The 15,808-nt window shown below is 45.3% G+C and carries 19 protein-coding genes; 18 read left to right on the forward strand and 1 reads right to left on the reverse strand.

Annotated elements, in window-relative coordinates; all coding sequences use genetic code 11:
• The first annotated feature begins 114 nt into the window (after window positions 1–114).
• The 14 genes from MUK70_RS17990 to MUK70_RS18055 all read left to right on the forward strand — a co-directional run bounded on the left by MUK70_RS17990 (window position 115) and on the right by MUK70_RS18055 (window position 12,401).
• On the forward strand, window positions 115–1,056 hold the full coding sequence (locus MUK70_RS17990; protein ID WP_244784445.1) for a helix-turn-helix domain-containing protein: 942 nt from the start codon (window positions 115–117) through the stop codon (window positions 1,054–1,056).
• Between the two features lie 92 nt (window positions 1,057–1,148).
• Window positions 1,149–2,531 (forward strand): glycosyl hydrolase, encoded by a 1,383-nt coding sequence (locus tag MUK70_RS17995; RefSeq protein WP_234654263.1) that lies wholly within the window; start codon window positions 1,149–1,151, stop codon window positions 2,529–2,531.
• Window positions 2,528–3,361, forward strand: coding sequence for a sugar phosphate isomerase/epimerase family protein (locus MUK70_RS18000; RefSeq protein WP_234654265.1), 834 nt, complete (start codon window positions 2,528–2,530; stop codon window positions 3,359–3,361). Before MUK70_RS17995 ends, MUK70_RS18000 begins: the two co-directional genes overlap by 4 nt.
• A 10-nt stretch (window positions 3,362–3,371) precedes the next feature.
• Window positions 3,372–4,517, forward strand: a complete 1,146-nt coding sequence (locus MUK70_RS18005) for a Gfo/Idh/MocA family protein (RefSeq protein ID WP_234654267.1) — start codon at window positions 3,372–3,374, stop codon at window positions 4,515–4,517.
• 46 nt (window positions 4,518–4,563) lie between these two features.
• Entirely contained in the window at window positions 4,564–5,334 is a 771-nt protein-coding gene (locus MUK70_RS18010) for a 3-ketoacyl-ACP reductase (protein WP_234654269.1), read from the forward strand.
• 115 nt (window positions 5,335–5,449) lie between these two features.
• Window positions 5,450–6,691 (forward strand): MFS transporter, encoded by a 1,242-nt coding sequence (locus tag MUK70_RS18015; RefSeq protein WP_234654271.1) that lies wholly within the window; start codon window positions 5,450–5,452, stop codon window positions 6,689–6,691.
• Window positions 6,692–6,975: 284 nt separating this feature from the next.
• A complete protein-coding gene (locus tag MUK70_RS18020; protein ID WP_234608531.1) occupies window positions 6,976–7,356 on the forward strand; it encodes a hypothetical protein in 381 nt (126 codons plus the stop codon).
• Between the two features lie 167 nt (window positions 7,357–7,523).
• A complete protein-coding gene (locus MUK70_RS18025; RefSeq protein ID WP_234654272.1) occupies window positions 7,524–7,865 on the forward strand; it encodes a type II toxin-antitoxin system HigB family toxin in 342 nt (113 codons plus the stop codon).
• Window positions 7,835–8,437 carry a helix-turn-helix domain-containing protein gene (locus MUK70_RS18030; RefSeq protein ID WP_234654276.1) on the forward strand — a complete coding sequence of 201 codons (603 nt, stop codon included), beginning with the start codon at window positions 7,835–7,837 and terminating at the stop codon, window positions 8,435–8,437. The genes MUK70_RS18025 and MUK70_RS18030 overlap by 31 nt, the downstream gene beginning before the upstream one ends.
• Before the next feature lie 27 nt (window positions 8,438–8,464).
• Window positions 8,465–9,580, forward strand: a complete 1,116-nt coding sequence (locus MUK70_RS18035; protein WP_234654278.1) for a Gfo/Idh/MocA family protein — start codon at window positions 8,465–8,467, stop codon at window positions 9,578–9,580.
• Window positions 9,581–9,592: 12 nt separating this feature from the next.
• The gene (locus MUK70_RS18040; protein WP_234654280.1) at window positions 9,593–10,705 is read left to right on the forward strand and encodes a Gfo/Idh/MocA family protein; all 1,113 of its coding nucleotides are present in this window, start codon (window positions 9,593–9,595) and stop codon (window positions 10,703–10,705) included.
• 25 nt (window positions 10,706–10,730) lie between these two features.
• Window positions 10,731–11,726 (forward strand): glycosyl hydrolase family 18 protein, encoded by a 996-nt coding sequence (locus MUK70_RS18045; RefSeq protein ID WP_234654282.1) that lies wholly within the window; start codon window positions 10,731–10,733, stop codon window positions 11,724–11,726.
• Between the two features lie 45 nt (window positions 11,727–11,771).
• A complete protein-coding gene (locus MUK70_RS18050; protein ID WP_244784447.1) occupies window positions 11,772–12,212 on the forward strand; it encodes a DUF6934 family protein in 441 nt (146 codons plus the stop codon).
• A 12-nt stretch (window positions 12,213–12,224) separates the two neighbouring features.
• A complete protein-coding gene (locus MUK70_RS18055) occupies window positions 12,225–12,401 on the forward strand; it encodes a hypothetical protein (protein ID WP_234654286.1) in 177 nt (58 codons plus the stop codon).
• 102 nt (window positions 12,402–12,503) lie between these two features.
• Here MUK70_RS18055 and MUK70_RS18060 read toward each other — a convergent pair whose 3' ends face one another.
• Window positions 12,504–12,710 (reverse strand): helix-turn-helix transcriptional regulator, encoded by a 207-nt coding sequence (locus tag MUK70_RS18060; protein WP_234654287.1) that lies wholly within the window; start codon window positions 12,708–12,710, stop codon window positions 12,504–12,506.
• 397 nt (window positions 12,711–13,107) lie between these two features.
• Between MUK70_RS18060 and MUK70_RS18065 the strand changes: the two genes are divergently transcribed.
• The 4 genes from MUK70_RS18065 to MUK70_RS18080 all read left to right on the forward strand — a co-directional run bounded on the left by MUK70_RS18065 (window position 13,108) and on the right by MUK70_RS18080 (window position 15,789).
• Entirely contained in the window at window positions 13,108–13,563 is a 456-nt protein-coding gene (locus MUK70_RS18065) for a DUF433 domain-containing protein (RefSeq protein WP_234608540.1), read from the forward strand.
• Window positions 13,564–13,586: 23 nt separating this feature from the next.
• Window positions 13,587–13,775 carry a hypothetical protein gene (locus MUK70_RS18070; RefSeq protein ID WP_234654289.1) on the forward strand — a complete coding sequence of 63 codons (189 nt, stop codon included), beginning with the start codon at window positions 13,587–13,589 and terminating at the stop codon, window positions 13,773–13,775.
• Window positions 13,776–14,034: 259 nt separating this feature from the next.
• Complete coding sequence (locus MUK70_RS18075) at window positions 14,035–14,922, forward strand: oxidoreductase (protein WP_234654291.1); 888 nt, start codon at window positions 14,035–14,037, stop codon at window positions 14,920–14,922.
• Between the two features lie 66 nt (window positions 14,923–14,988).
• Window positions 14,989–15,789: a helix-turn-helix domain-containing protein gene (locus tag MUK70_RS18080; protein ID WP_234654293.1), complete on the forward strand. Its 801-nt coding sequence runs from the start codon at window positions 14,989–14,991 to the stop codon at window positions 15,787–15,789.
• Window positions 15,790–15,808: the final 19 nt, after the last annotated feature.

The raw sequence follows: 15,808 nt of genomic DNA on the forward strand, positions 1-15,808 counted from the left end.
ACGGAATAAAAAAACTATCGGCAGCCTTGCGCACTTCGTTTGATTAAATGGCTTAATAGTGTTGTCAAATTGGTAGTTTTCCCCGGTTAGGCGCTTTTGCAAAAGTCAATGCATTTGAAAAAATCACAGTTCATGGCTTTCGTCTCCGATGCAATTCCGGTACATTCTCTGCCCAAAACGCCTAGCCAGGTTCCAGCATTAAAGATTTTCCGTTTTAAAAACAGTGAAGGAAAGCAAAAAGAATCGCCCGTTTCGCTTCCCATTACACCGCTGCCAACCGACGCGCCGCACCGTCACACTTACTATGAAATCCTTTTTATAGAAGAGGGCGTTGGTTTTCACGAAATTGATTTTCATTCCTACAACATTCAGGGAGCAGGGTTGCACTTTTTAACGCCCGGACAAGTGCATTTACTCACATTCTCAACTTCGTTTCAAGGTTACATTGTAGCATTTTCGGAAGATTTTTACACTTTTTACAATCCTGTAAATCCGTCCCTTTCGCAGCTGCCTTTCTTCCAGCCCGCCCGGAGGCAACCCATCATTACACTTTCCGAAACAGAGAAATGTTACTTCCATAACATCATGGAAAACATGGTTTCCGACCATTTAACAGCTGAAACGGATCAGACAATGATCGGGAAATACTTGGGGTTAATGTTGCAGAAATGTGCGTTTCTCGCGCCCAGGAACATTCAACCCGCTGAATCCGCTGTACAAACGGTTCCTGAACTGGTCGGAAGATTTCAGGAGTTGGTGGAGAAAAATTTCAGGCAAATGCATGAGGTTCAGCAGTATGCGCAGGCACTTTCCGTATCGCCGGATTATTTGAGTAAAATCATCAAGAAATATCTTGGAACACCGTCGCAGGAATACATTCTGGATAAACTGCTTTTGGAAGCCAAGCGCTTGCTGGTTTTTACCAATTTGAGCAGCAAGGAGATAAGCTATCACATTCACATGGACGACCCCTCCTATTTCAGCAGGATCTTCAAAAAGAAAACAGGGCTTACGCCGAATGAGTATCGCGATCATGTTCGGAAAAGTACCATTTAATAGCAAAAATGTACCTTGCCCCTCCCTGCATAGGCGAATATCTTTGTATTATCCAAAAATAAAATGGCTAAATAATACTATAAGGATATACTATGCAGATTCGCAACGATCTTACCGCCGCTTCGCTTCAGCCTAAAATTGACAAGCTCTGGCAGCTTTCCGCCGAAAAAATCATCCTCATTTCAAGGGAATACGACAATTCGAAAGGAACGCCCGTTTTCACCGTCAACGGCAAATACACATTGCGCGGCTGGACCGAGTGGACTCAGGGTTTTCAATACGGAGCAGAAGTTTTGCAGTTCGACGCAACCGGTGAAACGCAGTCTTTGGAAAGTGCCCGAAAAAATACGGTGAGCAGCATGGCGTCGCACGTAGGGCATTTCGGTGTGCATGATCACGGATTCAACAATGTAAGCACTTACGGAAATCTGCTGAGATTGATGAATGAAGGCCGCATTGAAGAAAATGAATGGGAACGCAATTTCTATGAAATCGCACTCAAAATTTCAGGCGCGGTCCAAGCTAAAAGATGGACTAACACCAAAGACGGTCAGGGTTTTATACATTCCTTTAATGGTCCGCATTCATTGTTTGTGGATACAATCCGTTCTGTGCGTGCGCTGATGGTTTCGCACTTGCTGGGCCATAGTTTAATGGGTGAAAATGACGTAAAAACAAGCTTGTTGCAACGGGGAACATTGCACTCCATAGCCACAGCCAAATATGCAGTTTACTACGGCGAAGGCCGGGACAGCTATGACATTTGGGGCCGTACAGCGCATGAAAGCGTCTTTAACACCAACGACGGCAATTACCGCTGCCCCAATTCCCAACAAGGCTTCTCCGGTTTCACAACCTGGACACGCGGATTAGCCTGGGCAATGGCCGGTTTTGCAGAACAACTTGAATCGCTATCCTATTTTTCAGATGAAGAGCTGGCACCATTAGGCGGCAGAGCCGAAATTGAAAACATTTATTTAAAAGGCGCCAAAGCCACCTGCGATTTTTACATTGATAACACAGCATCCGACGGGATTCCATACTGGGACACCGGCGCGCCGCAACTTTATAAATTGGGCGACTACAAATCCAGAACGTCCGATCCTTACAACGAATTTGAACCCATAGACAGCTCCGCGGCAGCCATAGGCGCGCAAGGTCTGCTTCGTTTGGGAAAATATCTGAATGATAAAGGCCAAGCTGACCAAGGCAACCGTTACTGGCAAGCAGGCCTAACCGCATTGGATTCACTGTTTGCAGAGCCTTATTTATCCACCGATCCAACGCACCAGGGATTAATCCTGCACTCAATTTATCACCGTCCGAATGGCTGGGACAACATTCCTGCCGGGCAAAAAATCCCTTGCGGCGAATCGAGCATGTGGGGCGATTACCATGCCCGCGAAGTGGCGCTTTATGTAGACCGCATTAACAAAGGTTTGCCTTACTACAACTATCTCGGCGCTGTAAAATGAGCAACATTCAGGATATCACATTAGATCGATGCTGCATTCACACCATTACTACGAAGCCCTGGGAGCTTTCGAAAGCGGTGGAAAATTATGCGGCGGCAGGCGTGAAAGGAATAAGTGTCTGGCAGAATGCAACTGAAAAGATCGGCCCTCACCGTGCCGGAGAGCTGATCCGATCTGCCGGTCTCGAAATCGTCTCTTACGTTCGCGGTGGATTTTTCCCACATACGAGTAGTGCAGGACGTGCGCAGGCCATTGATCATAACCGAAAGTTACTCGAAGAAGCCGCAGCTTTGGGTGCTCCCATGATCGTGCTGGTTTGCGGCGCATCACCTGATCAATCGATGGAAAAGTCGAGGGAACAAATTAAGGAAGGCATTGCTGCAATATTGCCATTGGCTGAAAAATTGAAAGTAAAACTGGCTATCGAGCCCTTGCACCCCATGTATGCAGCTGATCGGTCGGCCATTAACACATTGGCGCAGGCGAATGATATGGCGGAATATTTCAATTCTCCCTATGTCGGTGTAGCTGTGGATGTATATCATTTGTGGTGGGACGGTGATCTGGAAAAAGAGATTGCCCGCTGCGGTGCGAACGGAAATTTGCTTGCTTACCACGTTTGCGACTGGAAAGTGAACACCATTGATCTGCTCAATGACCGTGGGTTAATGGGCGAAGGCTGCATTGATTTGAAAAAAATTCGTAGTTGGGTCGAAGCGACTGGGTTTCAGGGCTTTTGTGAGGTTGAGATTTTCTCTAACATTCATTGGTCCAAGGATCAGCATTTATTCCTGGGAGAGATTACAGAGGCATTTTTGAAAACTGTTTAAATAAAAAAACATGACTACACATAACATTGGCATCATTATGAACGGCGTGACGGGCCGTATGGGGACCAACCAGCATTTACTAAGATCGATCAAAGCCATTATTGAGCAAGGCGGCGTTAAAATTTCGGCGGATGAAGTAATTATGCCGGATCCAATCCTGGTTGGCCGTAATGAAAGCAAGCTGCAATCGCTTTGCAAACAGTCGGGAATAGCGAAATACACAACGGATCTGGATTCAGTAATGTCAGATCCGCAATATCAGATCTATTTTGATGCGCAGGTCACTGGCCGACGCGCAGCTGCTGTGAAAAAGGCGATTCTTGCCGGAAAACACATTTATTGTGAAAAACCAACGGGAACGACGACAGAAGAAGCACTAGAACTATATGAGCTGGCAACGGCTGCCGGATTAAAAAATGGCGTTGTTCAGGATAAGCTCTGGTTACCCGGCATGTTGAAATTGAAGCGTTTGATGGAAAATGGTTTCTTTGGAAAAATCCTTTCTGTGCGTGGAGAGTTCGGTTATTGGGTGTTTGAAGGCCATAGCATTCCGGCGCAGCGACCTTCGTGGAATTACAGAAAAGAAGACGACGGCGGCATTATCGTGGACATGCTTTGCCATTGGCGATATGTTTTGGACAACCTTTTTGGCAAGGTTAAAGCCGTTTCCTGCCTCGGCTCAACGCACATTCCCGAGCGGATCGATGAAAATGGCAACCCTTATAAGGCAACGGCCGACGACGCTTGCTATGCGACATTCGAGCTGGAAGGTGATGTAATCGCACAATTTAATTCATCCTGGACCGTCCGCGTTCGCCGCGATGATTTGCTCACATTGCAGGTGGACGGAACGCACGGCTCGGCAGTTGCAGGCTTGCGCGATTGTTACACACAACATTACGGAAATACGCCGAAACCAGTTTGGAACCCGGATATTCCTCAACCGATCCCGTTTTTTGAAGGCTGGTCAAAAGTGCCTGAGCAGGAGATTTTTGACAATGCGTTCAAGGCGCAATGGGAGCTGTTTTTGAAACACATTGTAAAAGACACGCCATTCCCATGGGATTTGAAAGCGGGTGCTCGCGGTGTGCAGCTGGCTGAAAAAGGCATTGAAAGCTGGGGGAAGCGTCAATGGATCAATATTGAGGAATTATAGGCTTTCCAACTATTGAAGACTTGGAAAGCCTTCATCCATTCAAATCATGAAAAAAATAGCATTAATTACAGGCGGAAGTCGTGGAATCGGTTTTGGGATAGCCAAAGCCCTTGCCAGCGAAGGCTTTGACCTCGCTATCAACGGCGTACGCGACGAAGCAGGCGCAGCAGAAGCCCTGAACGAACTTCGCGAATTAGGCGCGGAAGTAGTTTATTGCCAGGGAAACATTGCCAATGCAGCTGATCGTGAGGCCATTGTTGAGAAAGCGTATTCTGTTTTTGGACAAATTAATATTCTGGTCAATAATGCGGGAATTGCTCCCCGGGAACGACTTGATATTCTGGAAACAACGCCGGAAAACTTTCAGGAAGTCATGCAAACAAACCTGGAAGGGCCATTTTTTCTGACCCAAGCCGTGGCGAAAAGAATGGCGCACGCAAAGCAGAATAACCATGCATTTGAGGCGACGATCATTTTTGTAACTTCCATTTCAGCAACGGTGGCGTCCATTAATCGAGGAGAATATTGTATTTCAAAATCAGGGCTGGCAATGACGAATCTGCTTTTTGCAGTTCGAATGGCAGAATATAATATTCCCGTTTTCGAGATCCGGCCAGGCATTATTGCAACGGATATGACCTCCAAAGTTCAGGAAAAATACGACAACCTTTTCCAGAGCGGCATTGCTTTGCAGCCACGCTGGGGAACGCCTGACGACGTAGGAAAAGCCGTTGCATCGCTCACAAGAGGCGATTTCCCCTACTCTACCGGTCAGGTGATCGGTGTAGACGGCGGAATGTTGATTGATCGGTTGTAAGGGCTGTCAGCCGTCGGCTTTCGGCGATCAGAAGAAAACTTGTGAATTGACTTTACGTATTCAACAAAACTAGTCGACTGCCGGTAGCCGACAGCCGAAGTAAACAACATCATTCATGTCCGAACAGCCTAACCCTCGCCCTACCTTACTTTCACAACTGCTTCAAGTGCCGGTCATCGTGGCTGCGCTGGGCTATCTGGTCGACATGTACGACCTGTTTTTGTTTAGCGTAGTGCGCGTTCCGAGTTTGAAAGCATTGAATGTCCCCACCGAACAACTGCTGACCGAGGGAATCAGGCTGCTCAATTTCCAAATGGCCGGAATGCTCATCGGGGGCGTTTTGTGGGGTGTAATTGCGGATAAAAAAGGCCGGTTATCCGTGCTTTTCGGCTCCATCATCATGTATTCGCTCGCTAATATCGGCAACGGATTTGTCACCTCCCTCGATCAATATGCGTTACTGCGTTTCATTGCCGGCGTCGGACTTGCAGGTGAACTGGGCGCAGGAATCACATTAGTGACAGAAGTTTTACCGAAAGAAATACGGGGCTACGGAACCACACTGGTTGCAACATTAGGCGTCCTGGGCGCGATCCTTGCCTATTTTGTAGCCGATCTGTTCGAATGGCGGATTTCATACTTTGTAGGTGGCGGAATGGGTTTGTTACTGTTGATTTTAAGATTTAATGTCTTTGAGTCGGGCATGTTCAAGCAAGTGAAGGAAAAAACTGTCGACCGCGGCAATGTGATGATGATCCTGACCAATGGAAAGCGTTTTGGGAAATATATGATGGCGATTTTGGTTGGTTTGCCGATCTGGTTTGTTGTGGGTATACTCATCACTTTTTCTCCTGAATTCGGCGCTGCAAAAGGCATTGAGGGCATAAATGCGGGCAAGGCGGTTATGCTTGCTTTTTCCGGGCAAGTTTTTGGTGACATTTTCAGCGGATTGTTAAGTCAATATCTTAAAAGCAGAAAGCGTGTCATCGGCTTGTTCATCATCCTGTCATTGACTATGATGATAGGTTACCTGATGATTCCGACGCTGGATCTGTTTACATTCTACTTAATGTGTGCGTTACTCGGCTTTTGCAACGGTTACTGGACACTGTTCATCACCATCGCCGCAGAACTTTTCGGGACTAACTTGCGCGCAACGGTTGCGACCACCGTGCCCAATTTTGTGAGAGGTGCTACGATTCCGTTGGCTGCATTGTTTGTACGTTTCAAACCAGACCTGGGAGTGATTCAAAGTGGCTTGCTCATTGGCGTTGCCACTTCGCTGGTTGCGTTGCTGGCTCTATATTATCTGGAAGAAACTTTCACAAAGGATATGGATTTTGTAGAGAAAGAATAGTTCGGGAAAACTTTTTGAATTGCTTAAAACGGCTCACTGCAACGCAGCGAGCCGTTTTTTTAACACTTATTAACATATCAGCAAGCAACATCAGCGCCGGATCTCCCATCATTGAGCCAAATATCACAAACCGATTAATTACTCATGAAAGATATTAACCATTCATTTACCTAAAACTCCCATTCCTGTACTTTGCAATACATAGTACCGGAATTCCTGCCACCTTTGTTATGTCCTCAGAGACAAAAAGAAAATAAAACAATAGCCATAAAAATAAAATAGCCATGAAAACTACAATCAAAACCTTCGCATTTGCCTTAGCATTTATCGCTTCTACTTTCGCTGCCAACGCAGAAGACAAAGAGACAAAGAAAGCTTCCTCATTGGGAACAGGAATTTACCCAACCAAAAATGGTAAGATCAATGTGCTGGTCAACAAAGCAAACAACAACGCCAACACAGTAATTTTGCTTAAAAATGAAGCTGGGATCATTGTTTACCGCGAGACTGTCAGCAGAGACAACCAAAAATTCGGTCGTACATTGAATATGGACCAAATGGACGCTGGTAAATATGAAGTAGACGTCATCAGCGGCAAAGAAATTCAGTCAAAATCTTTCGAATTATCAGAACAAAGAACTGAACGCATATTGACTGTCAAATAATTAAGCGTAAACCTCAATGCCCAAGGCCTCCGGAAATCCGGAGGCCTTTTTTTGTTTACGGAGTTTCTGTTATCCGTTACCTTTTCTAAAAGCCAGCGTCATAAGGTTGAAATCATATTTGATAGTTCTACTTTTTGTAGAACTTTTTATTTAAATTCAACCGGCCAATGCAGCTTGATCAAAAAAGAATTTTAATTAAATGGCAACAAAAAAACCGTGGCAACCGCAAACTGACAGATGCAATCGATCAACTGATTCTAGATTTAGAAAACTCGGAATTTACTTCTTACATAGATTTATTGAAAGAACGTAAAGACGCAGATCAGGTCCATAATCAAGGTGTTTTCTTTTTGAATATTGAAAATGACCGTGTGTTGCTTGCGATAAAATTCAAGGAGAACCGGGCAATAGTGCTATGGATAGGCACACACAGAGATTACGAAAAAATATTCAGGAACAACAAAACAACGATTGAAAAATGGCTCAGATCAAAAGGTCACATACACTAAAAGAAACAGATATAAAATCATTGATCCAGAAAGGCGAAATCTCCTCAGAGTTAGAATTGGAACGTGCTTCACTTGCCGCACGATTTCTCAGACTTCAAAGTGAAAATCAACCCGAATTGGCTTTGCTGGAAGAACGACTAAGCACTTTAATACGTGACTACGAATTGAAGCACTGGTCGGATTTCAAGCAGGTTACAGAAAAACAGGTAGCGGAAAGTGACTTGGCTGAAAAACGCGCAGAAAAGGAGTTTAAGTTTTATAAAAAAAGGCGAGAGCTGATCAGCAAAACATTGAAACAAAATGGACTTAACCAAAATGACCTTGCTGCCATTCTTGCCCATAATAAATCCTACATTTCGGAGCTTTTAAATGGCATTAGGACCTTTTCGATGAATGATCTAATAATCATCCATCGGCTTTTCGGGATCAAGTTGGAGGACCTCGTTTTTACCGAGATTACAGTCGAAACGGAAAAGAGGATTAAGGAAGCACTTGAAAAAACGGTCTCAAATTCTTCCAAAACCAAAAAACCTGCACAGGTAACTTCATTGGTGAAAGCGCTTTATTCGTAAAAGACATTCTTACCAAACGAATTGCCTATGAATTCCCGCCGTGATTTTCTGCAAATACTTTCACTCGGAATCGGAGCCGCAACGCTCACGGACCTCACGCCAGCGATATCGGCGCCTTTTTTGGCAAATGCTCCGAAAGCCGACAAACAACTTCGCGTCGCATTAATGGGGCTCGGCGGTTATGCGAACATCGTTGCTCGTGGAATGAAAGAATGTAAAACCGCGAAACTGGTCGGGATTGTGACCGGCACGCCATCCAAGATCCCGGAATGGAAACAGAAGTATGGGATTGAAGATAAAAATGTTTATAACTACGAAAACCTGCACGAGATCAAGAACAATCCGGACATTGATCTGGTGTATGTGATAACCCCTAACTCATTGCACCATAAGCATGTATTGCAAGTTGCTGCTGCCGGCAAACATGTGATTTGTGAGAAACCTGTAGCTGATAATGCCAAACAAGCAAGGGAAATGATCGCAGCTTGTGAGAAGGCTGGGGTAAAATTTTACATTGGCTATCGTTTGCATTTTGAGCCGCACACCCGTGAACTCATCAGGATGCGCGAGGCGGGCGAATTCGGAAAGATCATGCACGTTAATAATTATGCAGGTTTCAAAATAGGCGATCCGACGCAATGGAGATTAAAAAAGAACTTGGCCGGAGGCGGCGCTGTCATGGATGTAGGGGTTTATTCTACGAACGGTGCGCGTTATTGCACGGGTGAAGAGCCGGTTTGGGTTACGGCGCAAGAATCTAAAACCGATCCTGTTAAATTCAAGGATGTGGATGAAACAGTTACTTTTCAACTCGGCTTCCCCAGCGGAATTATTGCTAACTGCGGTTGCACTTATAATTTTAATCATGTCGAAATGCTGCGTCTGATGGGCGAAAAAGGCTGGGCCGAAATGAACCCGGCATTTGGCTATGGCCCCATTCGCGGAACTACGCATAAAGGAGCAATCGACCAGCCGGATGTAAATCATCAGGCCTACCAAATGGACGGAATTGCAGACGCGATCCTGAATGGAAAACCAGATCCAAATGTCAGCGGGCATGAAGGTTTAAAGGATATGCTGGTCATCGATGCCATTTACGAATCGCTTCGCAAAAACGGCACAAAAGTTTTTATCAACAAATAATCACTCATTACTATGGATTCACGTCGTGATTTTTTACAAAAATTGACATTAGGGATCGGCGCTACTGCTCTCTCCGATCTTCCAGCCGCCGCCCGCGAACTTTATTCCGGCCCGAAAGCGGACAAGCAATTGCGCGTCGCGATTATGGGGCTCGGCAGCTACGGAACCCGCGTGGCAGATGCCATGAAAGATTGCAAAATGGCCACACTCGTCGGTGCCGTTTCCGGCACGCCTGCCAAGCTGGAAGATTGGAAAAAGAAATACAACATTCCCGAAAAGAACACTTACAACTACGATACAGTCAGGAAGATCAAGGACAATCCGGACATTGATTTGGTATACATCACCACGCCTAATTCGCTGCACCACAAGCACGTATTGCAAATCGCTGCGGCTGGCAAACATGTACTTTGCGAAAAACCGGTAGCTGATAATGCCAAACAAACCCGTGAAATGATCGCGGCTTGTGAAAAGGCCGGGGTGAAATTTTACATTGGTTACCGCATGCATTTTGAACCGCATACCCGTGAGCTGATCCGCATGCGCGAGGCGGGAGAATTAGGCAAAATCATGCACGTGAACAATTATATGGGTTTCAAATCCGGCGATCCCAATCAATGGAGGCTGAAAAAAGCATTGGCTGGTGGTGGTGCAATGATGGATGTAGGTATTTATGCATTGAATGGCGCGCGGTACGCGACGGGCGAAGAGCCGATCTGGGTGACTGCCCAGGAAACCAAGACCGATCCCGTGAAATTTAAAGAAGTGGATGAAACCATTATGTTCCAGCTTGGCTTCCCGAGCGGCGTGGTGGCGAGCTGCGGCACGACTTACAATTTCAATAACTACGAAAGACTTTATGTGATTGGCGAAAAAGGTTTCGTGGAACTCAGCCCGGCATTCAGCTACGGCCCGATCAAAGGCCGGACGCACAACGGACCGATGAACCAGCCCATAGTCACGCACCAAACCTTGCAAATGGATGGAATCGCCGACATTATCCTCAACAACAAGCCCGATCCGAATGTGAGCGGAGCCGAAGGGTTAAAGGATATGATTGTAGTCGACGCTGTTTACGAATCCATCCGCAAAGGCGGGGCAAAGATTATGTTGGCACAAAAATAGAAAACTTAAAAATCCGCGCATCACCATGATCGTCCCGAAGTTGTTCAAACAAAGCATCTCCGCCGTCATGGTGATGCTTGCATTAAGTACAAGTTGCAGCAAGAAAAACGTCAGCATTTCCAAAAATGCTGACGCGAATAATAGGTTTAAAGTAATTGGTTATTTGCCTAATCGGACGGATTTGGTAGCAGCCGCTAATCAAGTGGATTTTGCGAAGATCACGCATTTATACATTGCATTCATTAACCCGGATTCACTCGGCAATCTCACCGGAACCGAGAATCTCAAAGAAGTTGCCGCGCTAGCACATGCCAAAAATGTCAGGATCATGGCTTCGATCGGCGGTGGCGGCGCGCCGAAATATTATCCTTCTTTTTTGATTGGAGAAAAGAAAAACAAACTGATTAATGACCTTGTTAATCTGGCAGTAGACACTAATCTGGACGGCATCGACGTAGACCTGGAAGGCGACTTAATCGACGCCAATTATGAGAACTTTGTAGTTGACCTGGCAGCCGCACTTAGGCAAAAAAACAAAATGATCACAGCCGCCATCGCCACGGTTTACAAAACCCAGTTTACCGACAAAGCATTGGCGCAGTTCGATTTCGTCAACATCATGTCCTATGACCGCACCGGCCCCTGGCGACCCGACAAACCTGGCCCGCACGCCCCCTACTCCATGGCCGAAGAAGACCTCAACTACTGGCTCGAAACCCGCAAAATCCCAAAAGAAAAACTCACTTTGGGCGTTCCATTCTACGGCTACGGCTTCGGCGGCACCGCTCCGGAAAGCATGTCTTACAAAAACATTCTCCGTCAATACCCTGATTCTGTTAATCAGGATCAGATGCATTTGAACGGTGGGATGGTTTATTACAATGGGTTACCTACGATCCACAAGAAAACGGAACTGGCGAAGGAGAAGGTTAGCGGGGTGATGATTTGGCAGTTGATGCAGGATAGTACTGGGGTGAAGTCGCTCTTGGGGGAGATTGATGGGGTCGTGAAGGGGAAATGAATTTTTGCGATATTAGCAAGCGATTGACACACTATTTTTAACTTGATGAATCTGGACAAATACACACTGAAAGTAGAGGAAGAATCAACAATTTTTAGGTTTGAAAGTGTCGGCCCGAATGGAAGGATACCCAAGATTGTTCAATTTGAACTTATTGACGAGAATGGTTATTATAACCTGGCTCTTGGCGACTTCAATCCAGTTACCGGCAAAATCGACGATCTGAGCGTCTCTAACAATCGAGATACAGATAAAATCTTAGCTACTGTTGTCGCAGCTCTTTTCCGGTTTCTTGATCGATACCCCGAGGCAGTCGTTTATGCGGAAGGCAGTAGTGACGCACGAACCAGACTTTACCAAATGGGAATCACAAGGTTTTATGAACAGGCATGTGCCAATGTTCATCTTTTCGGACAGTTGAATGGAAGGTTCGTCCCCTTTGTTCCTGATGAAAGATACAGTGCTTTTCTGGTCAAAAGAAAATAGTTAAATTGCATTATGAAAAAGGCAGAAAAAAAATGGTCAGATTTTGTTCCAGAGGTGGAGATTGATCCATCGCTGGCTAAATATCGAAGTATTAGCCTTTTTCCAGAAAAGGTGGCGAAGGCGAAAGAGTCGCTTAAAAATTCCTTTATCCCGGAAATCATGCGCCCCAAAGTACTAGTGGAAAAGTGACCCGACCTAATATTCTGGTAATTTGCGGAAGAAATAAAGACGAAGCCGGCGCAAGTCAATAAACTTTGAAGCTTGACTTTTTCCGTAAATAAGCTTTGAATTTCATTTAGAGGGCACAAACAACTCCCTCACATCCACATCCAGTAACTTCGCAATCTCATAAAAAGTCTCAATAGTAGGCTGCATATCATTTGTACACCACCTTGATACGGTAGATTTATCCTTATCGATCGCTTCTGCCAGCCACTTAGCTGACTTATCTTTCTCCGCAAGAATTATCTTAATCCGGTTAAACTTCTGCTTAGGCATTCACTAAATGTTTTCGTTTGACGCAAACTTAGTGAAAACTTTAAGTTAATGACAATGAATATATTAAGTCGACTTTAAATGTAAATTACGAAATATTTTTTTCGTGAAACGAAATTTTAGTTTAGTTTTACGAAAACTAAACTCTATATTTGTATGCCAAAATGCAAAGAACGCTAATTAAAAATTTATCCAAAGTTCCAACAGACTTCGAAATGGAACTCAAAGTTCTTTCCCGAAATCCGTCTCTGCGGGAAGTGGCTGGAAGATATGGGCTTTGATTTTGGCGAGCATATGACTGTGGCCTGGAAGACTCTAAGCTTATCATAGAGCTCGTCGGAGAACTAAGGAAGAACCCCCAGTTGGAGATTTGGGAGCACTAACTAAACGGATGTAAACCATGTCGAAGAAGAAAGCAAAGGATTTGGATAGTTGTCCCCTACTAAGCGAAAGCAATTTGCAGGAGGATAAATCTCGAGACTTAATACTGTCTGAGATAAATGCATTACCAAAAGATCTCTTTAAAAATGTCTCAAAATCATATCAAGAGTTTAGAACAGCCGACGAATGGCTACAAGTTCGATATGGGAAGCCTGGATCAAAGACGAGAAAGAGGTTTGAAGCACGAGCCCAGGCCTTTCTTGCGAGTGAGTTGCCTGAAAGCAGCGCAATCACAGTTGATCCCGAAATCTTAGGTGGCACTCCGGTTTTCTCAGGAACCAGGATACCTATTCAAAATCTTATAGATCATTTGACTACCGAGGAATCTATTGAATCCTTTTTAAACGATTTTGACGGTGTCACCAAGTTGCAGGTTCAAAGAATAGTAAGAAAGATTATGCGCTTTCCTGATTGAATAATAAAACATTATATTTTGGCATGAAAGCAAAAACACACATTCCCTTTCAAGATTTGGTGAAGATTGTAAAACAACTCTCACCTACCCAGAAGGCGTGGCTTCAAAAAGAGCTTGCCGCAGAAAGTACTCCGGAACCAAAGCAGTCACGGCTGACAGAATTATTACTGAACGGTCCTGTATTTTTCCGAGGAGCAGATCAAAACCATTGAGGAAACGCACAAATCGATCAATGGCGGAGAAAATCCTGATGCCCGGCACGAGCGTTTTGAATCGATACAATTCAAGAATCCAACGAAATCCTCGATTTTGCAAAAATAAACCTAATTCACTTCCATCAACTAAATTTCAGGTTCCTGCTGCGAAGTAACACACAACTCTGAGCCTTTCAACAAACCAACTTTGAGCTATTCAACAAAGCCCACCTTCCCATTCCTGCCGACCTTTGTCTTAGTTAAAACACAAAAAACGATGACAAAGGTTTGGTTTATTACAGGCAGCTCCCGCGGATTGGGAAAAAGCCTTACGAAAGCAGTGCTGAAAAATGGCGATCATGTAGCGGCCACAGCGCGGAATACACAGCAACTGGATGAGCTCGTCGAGCGATTCCCGGGCCAGATTTATCCAATTGAGCTTGATGTGACTAATAAGGAGCAGATTTATGCTGCTGTTGCTAATGCAGTTCGCCATTTTGGAAAAATTGATGTGCTGGTTAATAATGCGGGATTTGGCATTACAGGCGCAGCAGAAGCATTTACGGATGAGCAGGTTCGCAGTCAATTGGAGACGAATCTTTATGCCCCTATCGAAGTGACGCGTGCCGTTTTGCCACACATGCGCAAGCAGCGTTCGGGACACATTTTGCAGATCAGTTCGATTGGCGGCCGTGTTGGCGGCGCAGGACTTACTATGTATCAGGCCGCGAAATTTGGCCTCGGCGGTTTCAGCGAGGCACTTTCCAGAGAAGTGGCTCCGCTTGGCATTCAAGTAACTTGTGTGGAACCAGGCGGATTTCGTACGGATTGGGCGGGATCTTCTATGAGCTTTGCCGCTGAAATTGAGGGTTACGAATCTACAATTGGCACTGTCACCAGTTTTTTCCGAGGCGGCAACTATGTTCCCGTCGGTGATCCAGATAAAGCTGCGAAAGTTATGGTGGACCTTGTGAATCATCCTGAACCGCCGTTACACTTAATCTTGGGCAGTGAGGCCGTTGGCATCCTGCAGCGCGCGGATGAAAATCGAAAAGCTGAATTTGAAAAGTGGATGCCGGTAAGCATTTCAACGGATCACGATGAAGCTGAAAACTTTTTTGAGTCGGAGGCCGGCAAGGCTTACCAATCAATGAAAGGAATTTGAATCCCAAACAGCATTGCAGAACGAAACCGGGCTGCAATGCTGTTTGATATATAAGTTAGCACGATCATGAGCCAGCCAACCGACTTAACACAAATCACCTATTCCTGCTACCATACGCGCAGCCGGGAAGGCGAGCAATTCGTCCCTGAACACGTTTTGAGTTACCAAATCGCAGGAACACTTTTTCTGAATGACGGCGTCCGGGATTATGTCTGCAAAGAGGGTGATTTCAGATTTACGAAACGGAATAAGCTGCTCAAATTCAATAAGCAGCCGCCTGAAAACGGTGATTTTAAATCAATATCAATCTATCTGGACCAGCAGACGCTTCGTAATTTCAGTATGGAGTTCAACTATCCGGCAGCGCCTCATCAGGATGGGAAAGCTGTCCTAATGCTCGTGTCTGACCAATTACTGACAAGTTACATGGCCTCCCTGATGCCTTATCAGGAATTTCAGCCGCCGACGAGCCAGCATTTAATGTCGTTGAAATTGAAGGAAGCGATCTTGATTTTGCTGCAAACCCATCCTGAGATGAAAGACATTCTTTTCGATTTCAGTGAGCCGGGCAAGATTGACCTGGAAGGTTTTATGAATCAGAATTTTCATTTTAATGTGCATCTAAGGCGGTTTGCCTACTTGACGGGGCGTAGCCTGGCCACATTTAAACGAGATTTTGAAAAAATATTCCACATTTCCCCAAGTCGCTGGCTGTTGCAAAAAAGGTTGGAAGCGGCGCACTATCTGATTAAAGAAAAAGGGAAATCGCCCTCTGAAGTGTATCTCGAAACTGGCTTTGAGGACCTTTCCCACTTCTCATTTGCATTCAAAAAGGCGTACGGCGTTGCGCCTTCGCGCATTGCATAAGTAAGGAATCGCCACTTGC

Origin of the sequence: Dyadobacter chenwenxiniae, assembly GCF_022869785.1 — a bacterium.
Lineage (GTDB): Bacteria > Bacteroidota > Bacteroidia > Cytophagales > Spirosomataceae > Dyadobacter > Dyadobacter chenwenxiniae.